Raw genomic sequence first — 18,101 nt, 5'->3', positions numbered from 1 at the left:
AGAGGGAGGTCATATACATATGCTGTTAGCTTCTGTACCACAGCTTGACCGTGTAGCTATCCAACTTGGGCCGTTTCCTGTGTATTGGTACGGGATTATTATCGGTACAGGTGTGCTATTAGGTCTTTGGCTGGCAACTCGCGAGGGAGAAAGGCTAGGTATTCCAAAAGATACATTTGTTGACCTTGTATTAATTGCAGTACCGATCGCTATTCTTTTTGCGAGAATGTACTATGTTATTTTTGAATGGGAATATTACGCACAAAATCCGAGTCAAATTATTAATATTCGTCAAGGCGGTTTGGCGATTCATGGTGGTTTAATCGGAGCTGTTATTACCGGAATTCTTTTTGCGAAGCGACGCGGGGTTTCCTTCTGGAAGTTGGCTGATATTGCTGCACCAAGTATTTTACTAGGACAAGCAATTGGCCGATGGGGAAACTTTATGAACCAAGAGGCGCATGGTGATGAAGTAACGAGACAGTTTTTAGAAGGTCTTCATTTACCAGATTTCATTATTAATCAAATGTATATTGAGGGTGTGTACTATCATCCGACGTTTTTATATGAATCATTATGGAATTTTGCAGGTGTAATTTTACTACTTGCATTAAGAAAAGTGAATTTACGTCGCGGGGAGTTATTCTTCACATATTTAATTTGGTATTCAGTAGGACGCTTCTTCGTAGAAGGCTTACGTACAGATAGTTTAATGCTAGGACCACTTCGTATTGCACAAGTAATGTCAATTGGACTTGTTGTTATTTCTATTATTTTCATTATTGTGAGACGAAAAATGGGGCAAGCTGATAAAAGATATTTAGAAAATTAGAGACAAGTAGCATCTTATTATAAGATGCTGCTTCTTTCATATTCAGGAAGGCGAAAGGACTAAGGCGATGAGAATAAATACCGTGTTATTTGATTTAGATGGAACTTTAATTAATACAAATGAACTTATTATTTCTTCGTTTTTACATACTTTAAATACATATTATCCAAATCAATATAAGCGTGAAGATGTGTTGCCATTTATCGGTCCATCTTTGCATGATACTTTCAGCAAGATTGATGAAAGTAAGGTTGAAGAGATGATTACTAGCTATCGCAAATTTAACCATGATCATCATGATGAATTAGTAGAAGAATATGAAACTGTATATGAAACAGTTCGAGAGTTGAAGAAGCAAGGTTATAAAGTTGGTATTGTTACAACGAAAGCGAGACAAACCGTTGAGATGGGATTACAGTTGTCAAAGCTTGATGAATTTTTTGATGTTGTCGTGACAATTGATGATGTAGAGCATGTGAAACCACATCCGGAGCCACTTCAAAAAGCGCTTGAATTATTAGATGCAAAACCAGAAGAGGTATTGATGGTTGGGGATAATCATCATGATATTGTCGGTGGTCAAAATGCGGGGACGAAAACAGCTGCGGTTTCATGGACGTTGAAAGGTAGAGCGTATTTAGAGGCTTATAAGCCGGACTTTATGCTAGATAAAATGAGTGATTTGCTACCGATTTTGTCTAATATGAACCGTTCATAAAGGTCCAAGTAAGTTAGTAGAGGAGCGAGCTAAGTGCGACGGACAACGTGCTATCCTGTTACAGGAGAAAATTCGTTATGGAATGTATATAAAACAGTGTCTTTTTGGAAGGTAATGAAAAACTTTATTATTATCCAAATTGCGCGTTACACACCATTTTTATCCGTAAAAAATTGGTTGTACCGCACTTTTTTACGGATGAAAGTAGGAAAGAAAACATCATTTGCGCTTATGGTAATGCCGGATATTATGTTCCCAGAAAAGATAACTGTGGGAGAGAATTCGATTATTGGCTATAACACAACGCTTTTAGCACATGAATATTTAATTCGTGAATATCGACTTGGCGAAATTGTCATTGGAAATGAAGTAATGATTGGAGCGAATGTAACAATATTACCAGGTGTGAAAATTGGAGACGGTGCGACTGTCTCAGCTGGCACACTTGTTCATAGAGATGTACCGAGCGGTGCTTTCGTAGGTGGAAATCCAATGCGTATTATTTATACGAAAGAGCAAATGACCGCAAGAGAAGGTTCATGGTGAAAATGTAACATTTCTCCTCTTTTTTTATGAATAAAAAGGAAATAATTGAGTATAATATACTGTTTTGTTTTTTACGGAATCGTTTATACTTATAGATAGAAGAATGTGTGAACGAAGAAAACAAAAAACTGGAGGATATATGGGGAAAAATCAAAGGATATATAAGGAGAACGGACAAGTTATCTCTTTTAATCAATTAGCAGACTTCTTTTATAAAAAAGGGATGAGAGCTTACAAAGGACAAAAATTGCAAGATGCAATTAAATATTTTCGAAGAGCGGCACAAAGTGAGAAGGAGCCGTTTATTTTATGTCAATTAGCATCAGTATTATCTGAGGCTGGTGAATATCAAGAATCGAATCAAATCTTCTTAAAGTTAGTTAGATCTAATCCAGAACTTGAACAGTGCTATTATTTTATTGCAAATAATTATGCATATATGGGGTTATTTCAACAGGCGAAGAAATATGCAGATCGTTATTTAGAAGTTGCAAAAGAGAAGGAATTCGTAGAAGATACATTAGAACTTCTTGAGATTATGGAAGAAGAAGCAATGGGTGCGGAAGAGATTGAAGATGAAGATGATTTAATTGTTATGCAGGAAGAAGCGAATCGCTATATTCGTAATGGACAATTGGAAGAAGCAATTGCTACATTAGAAATTGTTACGAAAGATTATCCGGAATTTTGGTCAGGTCATAATAATTTAGCCATTGCACATTTTCAATCTGGTAATGTAGACAAAGCACTGAAGTTAACAGAAATGATTTTAGAGAAAAACCCTGGTAATATACATGCGCTTTGTAATACGCTTATTTTTCTATATTCAATTGGAGAGCATAAACAAGTAGAGGCATTAGCGGGACAGCTAGTTTCGGTATATCCGATTTCATTTGAACATCGTTTGAAACTGGGAACTACACTCGCAACAATTGGTTATTTCGAGCATGCATATAAGTGGTTCAAACTATTAAAGCGTCAAGGATATGAGGGAGATGTTAGTTTTTATTATTGGTTTGCATATTCTGCGTATATGGTGAAAGATCAGCAACTAGCTGAAAAAATGTGGCAATATGTCGTGGAATTACATCCTGATAAAAAGGGAAAAGAACCGTGGAATGCGCTGAATTTAGCAGATGAAGGACAAAACGTGTTATTTGAAGAATTACGAAAATCATTTCAGCAAAGTGCGACGCTAGAAGAACAAATGCTAGCTTTATATTTAATGAATGAATTGTCAACGCCGGAGAAGGTTGGATTCTTCTTTGATATAACGCAAGCGAAGAACGGTGTTCCCATCGTATCGCAACTTGCAAAGTACTTCTTTTTACTTAATAGTCATAAGAGTATTCCAGCCGATTTACAGCAATTTGAGCAGTGCGCGAGAATTGCGGATGCATTATACAATTATACGAAAAAAGATGATGAATTAATTGAAGAGTGTTTACACTTTTGGTTTTGTACGTTCATACGTTTATATACATCTGGAGACATATTTACAAATGTGTACGGCTGGTCAGCTGCGATTGAATACATTGTACGCGGCGAACAAGGAAATAAAATGACACAGTCGGAGCTTGGAGATGTATATAATGTATCTGTAGCGACTGTCCGAAAGTATGTGCAAGCTGTTAAGCGTACGCACACATAAGATAAGCAAATCATTGGGAAAAAAATGATGCTAACAGTATAATGAGGGTAACTTAATTGTGTAGGAATGGATAGGAGTGAATAGTGTGTCAGAAGAAAAAATTTATGATGTCGTTATTATTGGTGCAGGACCAGCTGGTATGACAGCTGCAGTATATACATCTCGTGCAAATTTAAGCACATTAATGCTTGAGCGTGGTATTCCAGGTGGCCAAATGGCAAACACGGAAGATGTAGAAAACTACCCAGGTTATGAGTCTATTTTAGGACCAGATTTATCAAATAAAATGTTTGAGCATGCGAAGAAATTTGGTGCTGAATATGCATACGGTGATGTGAAAGAAGTCATCGATGGTAAAGAATACAAAACAATTATTGCTGGTAAAAAAGAATATAAAGCACGTGCAATTATCGTTGCAAGCGGTGCAGAGTATAAAAAAATTGGTGTACCGGGTGAAACAGAACTTGGCGGCCGCGGTGTATCATATTGTGCAGTATGTGACGGAGCATTCTTTAAAGGAAAAGAGCTTATCGTAATTGGCGGCGGAGATTCTGCTGTTGAAGAGGGTGTGTTCTTAACACGCTTCGCATCAAAAGTAACGATCGTTCACCGTCGTGACACGCTTCGTGCACAGAAAATTTTACAAGACCGTGCTTTCCAAAACGAAAAAGTAGATTTCATTTGGAATCACACTATAAAAGAAATCAACGAAGCAAGTGGTAAAGTAGGAAGTGTAACACTTGTGGACGTAAATAGTGGAGAAGAGAAAGAAGTCAAAACTGACGGCGTATTCGTATACATCGGTATGTTACCTTTATCAAAACCATTTGTTGAACTAGGTATTACAAATGAAAATGGTTACCTTGAAACGAATGAGCGTATGGAAACGAAAATCCCTGGTATTTTCGCAGCTGGTGATGTTCGTGAAAAAATGCTTCGTCAAATTGTAACTGCAACAGGTGACGGTAGTATTGCAGCGCAAAGTGCACAACATTACGTAGAAGAATTATTAGAGGAATTAAAAACTGTATCAGAAAAATAAGGGATAATATACCTTGTGAGAAGAAAGCTACCGACAGGAGCTTTCTTCTTTTTTTGTGTGAAAATGTCAAAGTTTTGTCAAAAAATATAAGGATTATAAGCTTTCTTATTGATATACTGGACTTTACGGAAAAAATCACTATAAGAAATGAGGAATTTATTCAGTATGGAATGGCGTAATATATATCGTGGATTTTGTATGGGCGTTAGTGATTTAATTCCTGGTGTGAGCGGCGGTACAATCGCTGTTGTGTTAGGGATTTATGAACAATTGCTTGCGGCAATTAGTGGATTCTTTAGTCGTGAATGGAAAAAACATTTAGGATTTTTAATTCCCCTTGCAGCTGGTGTGGCAGCGGCATTTTTAACGTTAAGTCACGTTATTAAATATTTACTTGCAAATCATTATGAACCGACTCAATTTTTCTTCCTCGGTTTAATTATTAGTATATTACCGATGTTAATGAGGGAAGCTGATGCAAAGTCGTCGTTTAAAGGTAAGCACATCGTTTTATTAATAGTTGCAGCAATTCTTGTTGCGATTACAGCTTTCTTTAAACCAGATAAGGCAGCAGATCCGATTACGACGTTAACAATTTTAAATGCAATTGGTTTATTTTTCGCAGGATGGATGGCTAGTATGGCCATGCTGCTTCCTGGAATCAGTGGATCGTTTATTTTATTAATTATTGGTGTGTATCCAACAGCAATTAACGCTTTAACTACACTTAACTTACCTTTAATCGTGGTTATCGGTGCTGGTGTTATGGTTGGATTTGTTGTAAGCAGTAAAGGCATTAGTTTTTTATTAGATCGTTATAAAAGTATGACATTTGCGGCAATTATTGGACTTGTAATCGGTTCGATTGTAATTGTATTCCCTGGGATTCCGACTGGTGGATTTTCAATTATAAGTTCAATTCTTACCTTTGTTTTAGGATTTGCGATTGTTACTTATTTCGGTAAGAAATAAGTACTTTAATCCCCTTGGCGATAAAAAGCGTTAAGGGGATTTTTCATGCTATTCATTAAAAGTATAAGCTTGTTATAGAAAGCTTTTTTAAAATTGCTGAGTAGCATATGCTTAGCGAAAGAGGACTGGCTCCTTCGTTGTAGCAAACTGTTTTTGATAGTATAATGAAAGAAGTATGCAGTGAGGAATTTTACTGCAAGTAGCTGAGGTGAAGAAACATGCAAAGAGTGACAAACTGTGTGTTAATTAGAGATAATGAAGTACTCTTACTCCAAAAACCTCGCCGGAATTGGTGGGTTGCACCAGGCGGGAAAATGGAGCGTGGGGAGACTGTAAGAGATTCCGTTGTTCGCGAGTATCGTGAAGAAACAGGTATTTATTTGAAAAATCCAGCGTTAAAGGGGGTCTTCACCTTTGTCATCCAAGAAGGTGATAAAGTTGTTTCTGAATGGATGATGTTCTCCTTTTTAGCGACAGATTTTGCAGGAGAAAACAAACTAGAGAGCGAAGAAGGCATCATTGGTTGGCATACATTTGATAAAATTGATGATTTAGCAATGGCGCCAGGAGATTATCACATTATTGATTATTTAATTAAAGGAAATGGCATAATCTACGGTACATTTGTATATACCCCAGATTTTGAGTTGCTTTCATATCGATTAGATCCGAGTTAAACCGTCAAGGAGAGGATACGATGACAGAGAATAATGATATAAAAATGGTAATTATTACAGGGATGTCTGGAGCTGGAAAAACAGTAGCTTTACAAAGTTTTGAAGATTTAGGATATTTTTGTGTAGATAATTTACCACCGATGTTATTGCCAAAGTTTATTGAGCTTATGGCGGATTCAAAAGGGAAAATGAATAAAGTGGCACTTGGTATTGATTTACGTGGCCGCGAGTTTTTCGAACATTTATGGGGAGCACTTGATGATTTATCAGAACGTACATGGATTATTCCTCATATTTTATTTTTAGATGCGAAAGATAGTACGCTTGTAACTCGTTATAAAGAAACGAGACGTTCGCATCCACTTGCACCAACTGATTTGCCGTTAAAGGGAATCGAAGCAGAGCGCAATTTATTAACAGATATGAAAGCACGAGCGAATATTGTGCTTGATACATCGGATTTAAAACCGAAAGAATTACGTGAAAAAATTGTTCACTTGTTCTCAACAGAAACCGAGCAAGCATTTCGTGTAAATGTTATGTCATTTGGATTTAAGTACGGTATTCCAATTGATGCAGATTTAGTATTTGATGTTCGTTTTTTACCAAATCCATATTACATTCCACATATGAAGCCATTAACAGGACTAGATGAAGAAGTTTCTTCGTATGTACTGAAATTTAATGAGACACATAAGTTTTTAGAGAAGTTGACGGATCTGATTACTTTCATGCTGCCTCATTATAAAAGAGAAGGCAAAAGTCAACTTGTAATTGCAATTGGATGTACAGGTGGACAGCATCGTTCTGTTACGCTTACAGAATACCTTGGGAAACATTTGAAACCAGAGTATAGTGTTCATGTATCTCATCGTGATGTGGAGAAGAGAAAGGGCCATTAAGGGATGAAAAAAGAGAGAAAGCCTAAAATTGTCATCATGGGAGGCGGAACTGGACTCTCTGTTTTATTAAGAGGATTAAAGCAATATCCTGTTGATATTACAGCAGTTGTTACAATTGCTGATGATGGTGGCAGTTCAGGTAGATTACGTGATGAGCTAGAAATTCCACCTCCAGGTGACATCCGTAACGTACTTGTTGCGTTATCGGATGTAGAGCCATTGGTGGAAGCTTTATTTCAGCACCGTTTCACAACAGGAGACGGACTGAAAGGTCATGCGTTAGGAAATCTATTGTTGGCAGGTATGACCTCGATTACAGGAGACTTTTTCCATGCGATTACGGAAACAAGTAAAGTATTAAATGTCAGAGGACGTGTATTACCAGCAGCGAATCAAAGTGCGGTACTTCATGCGGAACTTGAAGATGGAGAAATTGTAACAGGTGAATCAAAGATTCCTTATTACGGAAAGAAGATTAATCGCGTCTTTTTGACTCCAGAAGATGTAGAGCCATTGCATGAAACGTTGGCTGAGATTAAACGAGCTGATTTACTTGTTTTCGGCCCAGGAAGTTTGTATACGAGTATATTACCCAATTTAGTTGTTAACAAAATTGGAGACGCTGTTCTTGCTGCAAAGGCGAAGAAGGTATATGTATGTAACGTTATGACACAAGCGGGTGAAACGATGGGATATACTGCTTTTGATCATGTGCAGGCGTTACACGATCATTTAGGGCAACCATTTATCAATACTGCAATTGTAAATAACCGTGAGATTCCTTGTGAATTACGTAAGTTATATGATGAAGAAATGTCTACACCAGTTGTAGTGGATGAAGAACGTTTTGTTGAAAATAATATTGATGTTATTCAAGAGGGATTAGCGAAGTATGATGATCATGTTGTAAGGCATGATACGTTAAAGTTAGCTTCGATTTTATATTCATTGTTATAAATATGCGTTGCCTCGTTTGAGGTAGCGCTCCTCATTCATATAGGACAAGAATTTTGTTCCGCAATAATCGTATAAGGAGGTGTTGACTGTGTCATTTGCATCAGAAACAAAGAAAGAGTTGACGAATCTTGAGATGAAGGAATGCTGTGAGAAAGCAGAATTATCAGCGCTACTTCGAATGAACGGGTCGCTTTCTTTTTCAAACCGTCGTCTATCTATCGATATTCAAACGGAAAATGCGGCAATTGCAAGAAGGATTTATACGCTTTTGAAAAAAGGATATGACGTGACGGTAGAATTACTTGTTCGTAAAAAAATGCGATTGAAGAAAAATAATGTATATATTGTGCGGCTTGTTGAGAAGTCTCGCGAAATATTAGCTGATCTTCATATCGTTCGAGATGACTTTTCATTTATTCGAAATATATCACAAGAATTGATTGAGAAGAAATGTTGTAAACGATCGTATTTACGCGGAGCATTTTTAGCAGGTGGTTCAGTAAATAACCCAGAAACATCATCTTATCATTTAGAAATCTTTTCGTTATATAAGGAACATAATGATGCTATATGTGAACTGATGAACGGATTTGATTTAAATAGTAAGACGCTGGAGAGAAGAAAAGGGTACATTACGTATTTGAAAGAAGCAGAAAAAATTACAGAGTTTTTAAATATTATAGGTGCTCATAATGCACTTTTAAGATTTGAAGATATTCGAATCGTACGTGATATGCGTAATTCTGTAAATCGTTTAGTGAACTGCGAAACAGCTAATTTAAATAAAACAATTGGTGCAGCACTAAGGCAGATTGAAAATATTCGTTACATTGATGAGACAGTTGGTCTTGATATATTGCCGGATAAACTACAAGAGATTGCACAATTACGAAGAGATTATCAAGATGTAACATTGAAAGAGTTAGGTGAGATGGTATCCGGGGGGAAGATTAGTAAGTCGGGTATTAATCATCGTTTGCGTAAAATCGATGAAATTGCAGAGAAATTACGCGCGGGGGAAACGGTAGCAAAAAAATAAGAGGTTAAAGGGGAAATGGAGCTGTGGTTCAAAAAAGAGTTCAGGTTTCATTAAAAAACGGTTTACAAGCACGTCCGGCTGCGTTGTTTGTACAAGAGGCAAATCGCTTTCATGCAGATATCTTCATCGAGAAAGATGGAAAGACAGTAAATGCAAAGAGCATAATGGGGATTATGAGCTTAGCAATTGGAACTGGAAGCATGATAACAATTACAACAGAAGGTTCAGATGCAGAAGAGGCTTTAGAAGCATTAGCTGCATATGTACAATAAAAAGCTATCGCGTATATGCGATAGCTTTTTTGTTTTGTTGTCTGTGCGAATTAGCGGGGAGGGGTATTTAAGGGGGATGTGCTTGTCGAGGATTGTCGGTAAGTCGATAAGTGGTGTCGAAACGTCGATATATTAAAATAATCGCCGATATAATCGGAGTTACGGTCGATATATTTGAAAAATCGCTGATATATTTAGGTGAATACCAGGATGGGTATCCAGACGGAGGTGCATGATAATAAAAAAGCGCCCTGTAATAGGGCGCTTTTTTATGTATCTAGCTTCAGCGGCTAGAATCTCCGGTCGCTTCGCCCCTTCATTCGAGGCAAAAAGCGCCTCGGAATCAGGGGCTCCATCGCCCTGCGATTCTGAACGAGCTGCTTCCGCTTTTAGTTATTAACGATTTGTAAAGATCTTATCGATTAAACCGTATTCTAAAGCTTTTTCCGCTGTCATGAAGTTGTCGCGGTCTGTGTCGCGTTGTAGTACTTCAAGTGGTTGACCAGTGCGGTCAGCAAGAATTTGGTTTAGTTTTTCACGTAAGAATAGGATACGTTTTGCAGCGATTTCGATTTCAGTCGCTTGACCTTGTGCTCCTCCAAGTGGTTGGTGAATCATTACTTCACTGTTTGGAAGTGCATAACGTTTTCCTTTTTCACCTGCTGCAAGTAAGAATGCACCCATAGATGCTGCCATACCGATACAGATTGTTGATACTTGTGGCTTAATAAACTGCATTGTATCATAGATTGCCATACCTGCTGTGATAGAACCACCAGGGCTGTTGATGTAGATGTGAATATCTTTTTCTGGATCTTGAGATTCCAAGAATAAAAGCTGGGAAACGATTGAGTTAGCTACGTTGTCATCAATTGCACTACCAAGCATAATGATGCGGTCTTTTAATAGTCGAGAGTAAATATCGTAAGCGCGTTCTCCACGATTTGTTTGTTCAATTACTGTAGGAATTAAATTCATCTGTTATTTCCTCCTTATAAAGCTTTCTTAGTCTTATAATACAATTATGGTCAATAAAGGTCAAACGAAACCACTTTAAATCAAAAAAATATGTAGTTGTACTATGAAATATTCGCTATGTTTTCGAAATTCCCTGCTTATGTATCTTCAACATCATAACCGAATTACATAAATTTAAACGTTATAAAAACTGGAGAAAAAAGAAAAGAACGCCTTTTAACTGAAGCGTTCTTTCGATAATTAGTCTTTTAAAAGATAGGTTACTTTATTTAAAATCTTTTCGATTTGTTTCGCGTTTTTACTATACATTTCGCTTGCTGATTTCGACTTTGTTTCTAGGGAAAATAGTTCAAGATCAGCATGACATTTTTTTAAAGATGCTAATAATAAAGGTTTGTTTTGAGGAGAAGGCATTTGGAGTTTGTCATTGTAAATGTCGATAGTAAGTTGTCCGTATGAATCCACTTGACCGAGGAAGACATTTTCAATAACAACACCGAGTTTTTCTAATTCTGAATGTAGCCAAGCGCGGTTATGTCCGCTTGCTGAAAGAGGTTCATCTAGTATATTTCCATCCATAATAACAGTTTGTGGTTCTTTCTCGTTTGGTACTTTTAAACCGATGTCTTTTGCTGTAAGTGGCTGGGAATCTTTCTTTAATAATACATTTAATTCTCCGCTCGGTTCTAAGACAGCAAATTCGACTTCAGCTACGCTGAACGCACTTTTTCCACGGAGAAGTTCCAGTAATTCGTCACTCGTATATTTTTCTTTCTTTAAGTTATCTTCGAGTATCTTTCCGTCTTTTATTAATACGGTAGATTTCCCTTCAAAGAAGTCCCGAGCTGTTTTGTTCTTTAAAGAGAGGATTCCTGTTAAAAAAGGTACCACAGCGAAAATGAGTATCGCAAAGACGCCGTGAAAAAATTTTGAATCGAGCCCTGTAGATACTTGGGCAGCGATGTCACCAATCGTCATTCCGGCTATGTATTCAAAAAAGGAAAGCTGAGAGATTTGTCTTTTGCCTAACCATTTCGTAATAGCGAATAAAATAATTAATATGAATACAGAGCGAAGAATGACAAGTGTCCATTCCGGCAGGTGAGACATAGTCGTTTCCTCCAGTCTACTTAAAACCCTTTATATTGAGGTTCTTCACGTTCTAATACTGAAATTCTATCCTTTAAATCAGCGATGACGCTGTCCATTTCTAACATACATTCATGAAATACGCGTTTTGATTCTTCGTCTTGTGAATTTAATGAAAGGGAGCTTAAACTTGCTTGAGCGCCCCTTACACTAGCAAGGCAAGTTTTTACGCTAGCGATAACAGTCATATAAACACCTCTTATCCTTTCGGTTTGAATAACAATGCTCCAATGAAGCCGAAAATAATAGCCGCTGATACACCGGCGCTCGTTACTTTAAACATGCCGGTAATAACGCCAACGATGCCATGTTTTGCAGCTTCTTCCATTGCGCCATGAACGAGGGCATTACCAAAGCTTGTAATAGGTACAGTTGCCCCGGCTCCAGCGAAATCAATTAATGGCTCATACAAATTAAATCCATCTAATATAGCTCCAGCAACAACGAGTGTTGCCATTGTATGAGCAGGTGTTAGTTTGCCGACATCAAACATAAGTTGGCCGATTACACATATGAGTCCGCCAATGACGAAAGCCCAGAAAAAAATCATTGCGTTGCACCTCCAAATTCAATCGAAACGGCGTGAGCGATACACGGAATCGTTTCTTCTTGTTGGAATGTAAGTGGAGATAGTAAAGCGCCTGTCGCAACGACAAGTATTTTTTTGAACTCTCCTCTTTTCATTCGGTTTAATAAATGACCGTACACGACTGTTGCGGAACATCCAGGTCCGCTAGCACCAGCTATGACAGGTTGTCCTTCTCTATAAATGATAATTCCGCAATCTTGAAATTGTTCGCTCGTTACTTTCGTTCCGTGTTTATGTAGTAAGTCATAAGCAATTTCGCGTCCTACATGTCCGAGATCGCCTGTTACGATTAAATCGTAGTAAGAGGCATCAATTTGACGTTCACGTAAATGGGCTTCAATTGTATCAACTGCAGCTGGAGCCATTGCGCCTCCCATATTAAACGGATCCGTTAATCCCATATCAACCACTCGGCCGATTGTTGCAGAGGTTACTCTTGGACCGTGTCCAGTATCGCTTAAAATAGCGGCTCCTGCTCCGGTTACTGTCCACTGTGCAGTAGGCGGCTTTTGTCCACCGTATTCGGTAGGGTAGCGGAACTGTTTTTCTACAGCTGTATTATGGCTTGAAGCTCCAGTTAATAAATATTTTGCACCTTTTGCATTTACGATACTTGCCCCAAGTGCTAAACCTTCCATAGAAGTAGAGCAAGCCCCGAATAATCCGAGATAAGGAGTCCCAAGTGTGCGGCAAGCAAAGCTTGTTGGAGTAATTTGATTAATTAAATCTCCTGCGAGTACGAATTGAATATCATCTTTACGAAGCTCTGCTTTTTCAGTAGCGCGACTACAAGCTTCTTCGAATAAAATCTTATGTGCTTTTTCATAGGAATCTTGTCCGAGCCATAAATCTTCATGAAGGATATCGAAGTCTTCTGGGATGTTCCCCTTTGCTTCAAATGGTCCACCGACAACCCCTGTTGAGATAATGACTGGTTTGTTTTCAAATACCCACGTTCGGTGTCCTTGTAACATTTATAGCCCTCCCCATTGAACGAGAATAGTTTTAATAAGTGCGATGACGAAAGCGGAAAATACACCAAATAAAATAACAGAACCAGCTAGTTTAAACATATTGCCACCAACGCCAAGGACAAATCCTTCCGTTCGATGCTCAATACATGCGGCAATAACAGAGTTACCAAATCCAGTAACAGGTACAGCTGTACCAGCACCGGCAAACTGTCCAAAACGATCATATATACCAAATCCAGTTAGTAACATGGAGATGAAAATGAGAGTTGCGACTGTTGGATTGCCTGCTGAGCGTTCAGTGAAATCAAAATATGTGATGTAAAAAGTAGAAATGAGTTGTCCGATGAAGCAAATAAAACCACCGACGAAAAAGGCTTTTATACAATTTTTTAAGACAGGTCGTTTCGGTTCGCGTTCTTGTTCGAATTTTTTATACTCCTGTTGTACAGGGGTTAAGTTTTTATCTTTACTAGACATTGCAATCCTTCCTTTTCTTTTAAAAAGCGTTAAGTGTTAGACTCCATTTTTTTACCAATGAATTTTAATTGTTTATTAATTTCATCTTTAGATACTTCTTTTTCCTTAATTTTTCTTTCGAGTTTTTCGAGTAACATAAAGATTTTTTTATCTGTACTGACACGAACATCGAAAGTAGGGTGCTCATCACTTAGTTGCTTTTGAAGTTTGCTGCGCAGCGGCTTTAATCCAAACCTTTCGTGATGCTCAGGTGTAACTGCTATGTAGAGATCTAAATTTGAATTCACTGCTGTGCTTTTTATAATTTCATCCATAGCGAGAGCTCTTTTCTTCGCTCCTTGTGATATAGATTGATTAAAGGATTCCGTACTCGTCTTTGTTAACTTTGGACCTTTTTCTTTCTCCGTTCGTTTTGCTTCTTCTTTCACTTTTTTATCTAAAGGACTATTATCACATCCGGTAAAAGAGCTAAATAGAAGTGCAAATAATGCGGTTATGAGGCCGAGTTTTCGCATAATTATCATTCCATTTCTATTGCAATATGTAATGTGATAGAAAAAGGATGACTGCATATCATCCTTTTTCTATTTCACAGCAAGATTGGTTCGTTATTGCTGTGAGTATTGTGGTTCTTCTTGTTGGACTTCTTCAACACGTGGGTTTAAAGAATCGATAATCGTTTGTGTTTGCTGCGCAGCTGTTTGGAAAAGTTGCTTAGCTTGTTGGTTATCCGTATCAAGAGCGAATCCCTCTAAGCTAGCTTGGGCACTTTTTAATCCAGAAACAGTCTGCTTTAATTTTGTAATTACAGTCATTGAATGAAGCCCCCTTTGGAATATCAATTCAAAGATTATAATTTGTGAGTTGGGGAGAATTTATGATTGGAAAATTTAGGGGTGGAATGGATTTTATATGCTTTTAGCTAAGATGCATAAGGTATTACGGGGATATTTTTATTGATTTAAATGGATTTTATTGCTATTATTATGAGAAGAAAATGAAGTGTTTTCTATAATCATGCGCCCATAGCTCAGTCGGATAGAGCGGTGGTTTCCGGTACCACGTCTGCCGGGGGTTCGAATCCCTCTGGGCGCGTCAAAAAGTCCTAACTTACGTTTTGTAGGTTAGGACTTTTTTATTTATCTCATTATTTGAGGGTTAAACAAAACAAACTGATGGAAGTCTCATTTTATATGTGTACTTTCAAAATGCCTTGTCTCATTGCTTCTGTTAAAGCTTCGGAGCGTGATCCTACTTTTAATTTTTTGAAGATTTTTGTTAGGTTGTATTCTACAGCTCTTGAACTCATGTACAGTTCATCAGCAATTTGTTTATTGCTACTTCCTTTAGAGACGGATTCTAAGATTTCTACTTCTTTTTGTGTAAGAAGAGCGGTTTTATTTTCAAGTTGTTGAGTCATTATATCGTCTTTACGTAGTTGACGTAATAACGAAATAGGAAGTAAAGTATATCCGTTTACAGCTGCACGAATTGCCATTAATAGCTCTTGTTGAGAAGCTGATTTACTAATAATGCCGCTGATACCAGAGTTTATTAATAAATTGAATTGGGATACGTATTCAAAACCTGTATATAAAATGATTTTTGCATCTGTTTGAATATGTAATATTTTCTGGGCGAGTTCAATACCACTACAATTGGGCATATTCATATCTAAGAGGTATACGTCGAAAGGTGTAGCGTCACTTTTTATAAGTGCTTCCTGTTCATTTAAAATATATTCTGCTTGCATATCTTCTTCTAATTCAATCATGTTCTTTGTTCCTTCGCCTACAATTTGATGATCATCTACGATTAATACTCGAATCATTATTTACCACCTCGGAACTGTAATGTTTATTTGAAGTCCTTTTTTAGCTTCGGATACTATATGTATTTCTCCACCAATTGATTGAAGCCTTCCTTTTATACCGGAAAGTCCCATATGCTGATTAGGAGAGTAGGGAGTGTCTATATTAAAACCTTTGCCGTTGTCTCGGTAGTCTAGGAAAATACAGTTATTCTCTTCCCATAAAAAAATCGATACGATGGTTGCCTCGGAATGTTTATCTGCGTTTGTTAGTAGTTCTTGAATGATACGATATAAAGATAAAATTTTGTCAAAATCGTAATGATGTTCTTGAATTGATTCGTGATCAAATTGAATTTGAAACTGCACACGTAATTGTGTTTGGGCTAGCAATTCTCTTAATGCACCAATTAAACCAGCATCTGATAAAAGTGATGGACGCAATTCATTACATGTGTCGCGAATTTGTTGTATTACATCGTGCATACCGAAGTGGATTTTTTTTAGTTCATTTTTTAATTCTAGTGGAACGGATTTGTTTTTTAGTAAAGAGTCTAGTTTGCGGTACCATACGATTTGATCTTGTAATGCAGAGTCGTGTAAATCTGAAGCGAGTCGGCGCCTTTCTTGTTCAGAAATTTGAAAGAGTAGGCGTGATAAGCTTGCAGAATTTGTTTTGGATTCCAAACTCTCCTGCTCTAGAGAATGAATAATTTCATTAATGGTATACAAGTTTTCGTAAATAAGACGGACGTATGTCGTGACAGTGATGAACCATGATTTTTCATGCGTATTATATTTAATATTATTCACTTTTGTTCCAATCCAGATGTAGTGCTTTATATGTTTAGTAGAGTATAAGTAAATACCGATGCATCCATCATCCTCTAATAAATCATTAATTAGTAATGCTGCCATACTCCATTTTTTCTTTTTAGAAAGTGTGAAATCTTTCGTTTGTCCATATCCGTTGCATTGTGTATATGTGTTGTCTTTCATATCATATTGAACAAATTGAACAAAAGAAGGTTTCAACATCGAAACGATTTCATTAGTGAATTTTTTCTCTAACTCTTCTGTTTTCATAATAGATGATAGCTGTGCGGTAAACTGTTCAATGTTTACGTATAAGTTTGTTTTAGTCCGAAAGAGGTGATTACGGAATGTAAAATCTAATCTTTCTTTTAATATGAGAAATAGAATGTTTAACGGGAAAATAATAATAAAACTTTGCAGCAGTCGAGAGAGAAAATTGTCTTTGTAATAAATGCTCCAGCTCGTAATGATTGCAATTAATAGAGTTGGGATTAGTGACAGAAATGCGTAATATCGTAAACGATCAAATACAAAATCTATATCAAAAATCTGCTTAGTCGCTACTAAATAAAAATAACCGATTGGAAGAGCGATTAGGAACATAGCTCCAATATCTGCTGAGAGAATCGGTGTACTGAATATTGCATCTGGAAGAGCATAGAGTGTAACGAACGGAAAGAAGGCAATGGAATGAATCGTGAGCATTAATTTTAAAAATGGTTTATGTACTGTATTGTGATATTTGATATAGGCACGGATTAAAAAGTATATGCAAAAGATAATATTTATTGAAAGGTAAATTAGTTCTAATCCATCGGTATTAACTACGGGAAATGGAATGAACATCATTAAAATAGAGAGTGATAATAAAATAATGCCAATTGCAATGTCGATTTTTAGAAATCTCATAGAAATGACGTATAGTTGCTTTTTCTTAAATAATTCATTCAACAATAAAATGAGAGACATAGGTGTACCTTGAAATACAATACTTAAAATAATGAGGGCGATAAAATCACCTTTACCAGATTCAACTGCAATTAGAAGACTTGAGGAAGTCATGAATAGAAACGTGATCAAAAAGAATTTTTCCCGGTTCAAAGGCTTCTTTGTATAAAGAAAAATAGATAACCCTAAACAAATAAAAGCGAGTAGGAAGGGGAAGTATACAGAAATGATTTTGTCACGATAATCAATGAAATGTTGTGTTCCTTTATAAGTTTGGGTGATATCATCTTTTTTAACTTGTATTTCTGATGCATTTAGTGATTGGTTTTGATATCCAGGAAGTATTCCTAAATGAGGCTTTTCTTTATTAATCGAATAGATTATATCTCCTTCTTTTAAGTCCGTATGAAAAGCCCAACCGGAGGATTTAATTTTTTCTATTGTGTATGTAGCTGAGTCTGTTTTAGAAATAAGAACTCCACTATATGGTTGGTTTATTTTATATAAGATATAGCCTTGTAAACAAAAATACAGGATAGTTACACATGAAATGAAAATGAAATTACGTTGTATCTGCAACGGTTTGGACACCTCTCTTTGTAGGTACATCATTTAATTTCTGAATATTTTTATAATAACATTTAAGAAGTTTTCATACAATCAACTTCATCTGTTGAAATTGCGGTGAACCACATAAGAGTGGTTCGCTTTTTTTACGGTAAATACAGTACGGATTGCGGACAATAGCATCA

The 18,101-nt window shown here is 36.8% G+C and carries 21 protein-coding genes and 1 tRNA gene; 12 read left to right on the top strand and 10 right to left on the bottom strand.

From position 1 onward, the window contains the following. Positions 1 to 19: 19 nt before the first annotated feature. The 11 genes from lgt to MKY21_RS25715 all read left to right on the top strand — a co-directional run bounded on the left by lgt (position 20) and on the right by MKY21_RS25715 (position 9,608). Entirely contained in the window at positions 20 to 832 is an 813-nt protein-coding gene (gene lgt / locus MKY21_RS25765) for a prolipoprotein diacylglyceryl transferase (RefSeq protein WP_000922848.1), read from the top strand. Between the two features lie 67 nt (positions 833 to 899). After that, the gene (gene ppaX, locus MKY21_RS25760; RefSeq protein ID WP_341077651.1) at positions 900 to 1,550 is read left to right on the top strand and encodes a pyrophosphatase PpaX; all 651 of its coding nucleotides are present in this window, start codon (positions 900 to 902) and stop codon (positions 1,548 to 1,550) included. 33 nt (positions 1,551 to 1,583) lie between these two features. After that, a complete protein-coding gene (locus MKY21_RS25755) occupies positions 1,584 to 2,096 on the top strand; it encodes an acyltransferase (protein WP_341077649.1) in 513 nt (170 codons plus the stop codon). Between the two features lie 139 nt (positions 2,097 to 2,235). Then, a complete protein-coding gene (locus tag MKY21_RS25750) occupies positions 2,236 to 3,747 on the top strand; it encodes a tetratricopeptide repeat protein (RefSeq protein ID WP_000517720.1) in 1,512 nt (503 codons plus the stop codon). An 85-nt stretch (positions 3,748 to 3,832) separates the two neighbouring features. Further along, positions 3,833 to 4,789, top strand: a complete 957-nt coding sequence (trxB, locus tag MKY21_RS25745; RefSeq protein WP_001288078.1) for a thioredoxin-disulfide reductase — start codon at positions 3,833 to 3,835, stop codon at positions 4,787 to 4,789. 165 nt (positions 4,790 to 4,954) lie between these two features. Continuing rightward, positions 4,955 to 5,761 carry a DUF368 domain-containing protein gene (locus tag MKY21_RS25740; protein WP_000455198.1) on the top strand — a complete coding sequence of 269 codons (807 nt, stop codon included), beginning with the start codon at positions 4,955 to 4,957 and terminating at the stop codon, positions 5,759 to 5,761. A 218-nt stretch (positions 5,762 to 5,979) separates the two neighbouring features. Continuing rightward, positions 5,980 to 6,438 carry an NUDIX hydrolase gene (locus MKY21_RS25735; RefSeq protein WP_001190080.1) on the top strand — a complete coding sequence of 153 codons (459 nt, stop codon included), beginning with the start codon at positions 5,980 to 5,982 and terminating at the stop codon, positions 6,436 to 6,438. A 20-nt stretch (positions 6,439 to 6,458) separates the two neighbouring features. Further along, on the top strand, positions 6,459 to 7,340 hold the full coding sequence (rapZ, locus tag MKY21_RS25730; RefSeq protein ID WP_341077647.1) for an RNase adapter RapZ: 882 nt from the start codon (positions 6,459 to 6,461) through the stop codon (positions 7,338 to 7,340). Between the two features lie 3 nt (positions 7,341 to 7,343). Then, on the top strand, positions 7,344 to 8,297 hold the full coding sequence (locus MKY21_RS25725; RefSeq protein ID WP_000712186.1) for a gluconeogenesis factor YvcK family protein: 954 nt from the start codon (positions 7,344 to 7,346) through the stop codon (positions 8,295 to 8,297). An 88-nt stretch (positions 8,298 to 8,385) separates the two neighbouring features. After that, the gene (whiA, locus tag MKY21_RS25720; protein ID WP_000006560.1) at positions 8,386 to 9,336 is read left to right on the top strand and encodes a DNA-binding protein WhiA; all 951 of its coding nucleotides are present in this window, start codon (positions 8,386 to 8,388) and stop codon (positions 9,334 to 9,336) included. A 23-nt stretch (positions 9,337 to 9,359) separates the two neighbouring features. Beyond that, complete coding sequence (locus MKY21_RS25715; protein WP_000250307.1) at positions 9,360 to 9,608, top strand: HPr family phosphocarrier protein; 249 nt, start codon at positions 9,360 to 9,362, stop codon at positions 9,606 to 9,608. Positions 9,609 to 10,004: 396 nt separating this feature from the next. Here the strand turns inward: MKY21_RS25715 and clpP are convergent, their stop codons facing one another. From clpP to MKY21_RS25675, 8 genes are all read right to left on the bottom strand, one after another. Next, positions 10,005 to 10,586, bottom strand: a complete 582-nt coding sequence (gene clpP / locus MKY21_RS25710) for an ATP-dependent Clp endopeptidase proteolytic subunit ClpP (RefSeq protein WP_001049162.1) — start codon at positions 10,584 to 10,586, stop codon at positions 10,005 to 10,007. Between the two features lie 240 nt (positions 10,587 to 10,826). Further along, positions 10,827 to 11,696: a DUF421 domain-containing protein gene (locus tag MKY21_RS25705; RefSeq protein WP_016118878.1), complete on the bottom strand. Its 870-nt coding sequence runs from the start codon at positions 11,694 to 11,696 to the stop codon at positions 10,827 to 10,829. Positions 11,697 to 11,716: 20 nt separating this feature from the next. Next, positions 11,717 to 11,923, bottom strand: a complete 207-nt coding sequence (locus MKY21_RS25700; RefSeq protein WP_000215909.1) for a DUF1657 domain-containing protein — start codon at positions 11,921 to 11,923, stop codon at positions 11,717 to 11,719. Between the two features lie 11 nt (positions 11,924 to 11,934). Then, positions 11,935 to 12,285 carry a stage V sporulation protein AE gene (gene spoVAE / locus MKY21_RS25695; protein ID WP_000575919.1) on the bottom strand — a complete coding sequence of 117 codons (351 nt, stop codon included), beginning with the start codon at positions 12,283 to 12,285 and terminating at the stop codon, positions 11,935 to 11,937. Continuing rightward, positions 12,282 to 13,298: a stage V sporulation protein AD gene (gene spoVAD / locus MKY21_RS25690; protein ID WP_000938972.1), complete on the bottom strand. Its 1,017-nt coding sequence runs from the start codon at positions 13,296 to 13,298 to the stop codon at positions 12,282 to 12,284. Before spoVAD ends, spoVAE begins: the two co-directional genes overlap by 4 nt. Continuing rightward, positions 13,299 to 13,775 (bottom strand): stage V sporulation protein AC, encoded by a 477-nt coding sequence (gene spoVAC, locus MKY21_RS25685; RefSeq protein WP_000095399.1) that lies wholly within the window; start codon positions 13,773 to 13,775, stop codon positions 13,299 to 13,301. Positions 13,776 to 13,804: 29 nt separating this feature from the next. After that, positions 13,805 to 14,290: a YhcN/YlaJ family sporulation lipoprotein gene (locus MKY21_RS25680; RefSeq protein WP_001228546.1), complete on the bottom strand. Its 486-nt coding sequence runs from the start codon at positions 14,288 to 14,290 to the stop codon at positions 13,805 to 13,807. Between the two features lie 93 nt (positions 14,291 to 14,383). Next, complete coding sequence (locus tag MKY21_RS25675; RefSeq protein WP_000216166.1) at positions 14,384 to 14,590, bottom strand: DUF1657 domain-containing protein; 207 nt, start codon at positions 14,588 to 14,590, stop codon at positions 14,384 to 14,386. 204 nt (positions 14,591 to 14,794) lie between these two features. Between MKY21_RS25675 and MKY21_RS25670 the strand changes: the two genes are divergently transcribed. Beyond that, a tRNA-Arg gene (locus MKY21_RS25670) sits at positions 14,795 to 14,870 on the top strand. 94 nt (positions 14,871 to 14,964) lie between these two features. Here MKY21_RS25670 and MKY21_RS25665 read toward each other — a convergent pair. Beyond that, a complete protein-coding gene (locus MKY21_RS25665; protein WP_341077644.1) occupies positions 14,965 to 15,606 on the bottom strand; it encodes a response regulator transcription factor in 642 nt (213 codons plus the stop codon). Between the two features lie 3 nt (positions 15,607 to 15,609). Further along, positions 15,610 to 17,961, bottom strand: coding sequence for a sensor histidine kinase (locus MKY21_RS25660; protein ID WP_002001439.1), 2,352 nt, complete (start codon positions 17,959 to 17,961; stop codon positions 15,610 to 15,612). Between the last annotated feature and the right edge of the window lie 140 nt (positions 17,962 to 18,101).

The sequence above is a fragment of the Bacillus sp. FSL R9-9497 genome (genome assembly GCF_038005805.1).
In the GTDB taxonomy this organism is placed as follows: domain Bacteria; phylum Bacillota; class Bacilli; order Bacillales; family Bacillaceae_G; genus Bacillus_A; species Bacillus_A cereus.
The sequence above is the reverse complement of the archived record's forward strand: the minus strand, read 5'-3'. Positions and strand labels throughout refer to the sequence as shown.

Bases quoted from the DNA above. Each gene is read 5' to 3' on its own strand.
- lgt (WP_000922848.1), top strand. From the start codon at position 20: ATGCTGTTAGCTTCTGTACCACAGCTTGACCGTGTAGCTATCCAACTT.
- ppaX (WP_341077651.1), top strand. From the start codon at position 900: ATGAGAATAAATACCGTGTTATTTGATTTAGATGGAACTTTAATTAAT.
- MKY21_RS25750 (WP_000517720.1), top strand. From the start codon at position 2,236: ATGGGGAAAAATCAAAGGATATATAAGGAGAACGGACAAGTTATCTCT.
- MKY21_RS25740 (WP_000455198.1), top strand. From the start codon at position 4,955: ATGGAATGGCGTAATATATATCGTGGATTTTGTATGGGCGTTAGTGAT.
- MKY21_RS25735 (WP_001190080.1), top strand. From the start codon at position 5,980: ATGCAAAGAGTGACAAACTGTGTGTTAATTAGAGATAATGAAGTACTC.
- rapZ (WP_341077647.1), top strand. From the start codon at position 6,459: ATGACAGAGAATAATGATATAAAAATGGTAATTATTACAGGGATGTCT.
- MKY21_RS25725 (WP_000712186.1), top strand. From the start codon at position 7,344: ATGAAAAAAGAGAGAAAGCCTAAAATTGTCATCATGGGAGGCGGAACT.
- clpP (WP_001049162.1), bottom strand. From the start codon at position 10,586: ATGAATTTAATTCCTACAGTAATTGAACAAACAAATCGTGGAGAACGC.
- MKY21_RS25705 (WP_016118878.1), bottom strand. From the start codon at position 11,696: ATGTCTCACCTGCCGGAATGGACACTTGTCATTCTTCGCTCTGTATTC.
- MKY21_RS25700 (WP_000215909.1), bottom strand. From the start codon at position 11,923: ATGACTGTTATCGCTAGCGTAAAAACTTGCCTTGCTAGTGTAAGGGGC.
- spoVAE (WP_000575919.1), bottom strand. From the start codon at position 12,285: ATGATTTTTTTCTGGGCTTTCGTCATTGGCGGACTCATATGTGTAATC.
- spoVAD (WP_000938972.1), bottom strand. From the start codon at position 13,298: ATGTTACAAGGACACCGAACGTGGGTATTTGAAAACAAACCAGTCATT.
- spoVAC (WP_000095399.1), bottom strand. From the start codon at position 13,775: ATGTCTAGTAAAGATAAAAACTTAACCCCTGTACAACAGGAGTATAAA.
- MKY21_RS25680 (WP_001228546.1), bottom strand. From the start codon at position 14,290: ATGCGAAAACTCGGCCTCATAACCGCATTATTTGCACTTCTATTTAGC.
- MKY21_RS25675 (WP_000216166.1), bottom strand. From the start codon at position 14,590: ATGACTGTAATTACAAAATTAAAGCAGACTGTTTCTGGATTAAAAAGT.
- MKY21_RS25665 (WP_341077644.1), bottom strand. From the start codon at position 15,606: ATGATTCGAGTATTAATCGTAGATGATCATCAAATTGTAGGCGAAGGA.
- MKY21_RS25660 (WP_002001439.1), bottom strand. From the start codon at position 17,961: ATGATGTACCTACAAAGAGAGGTGTCCAAACCGTTGCAGATACAACGT.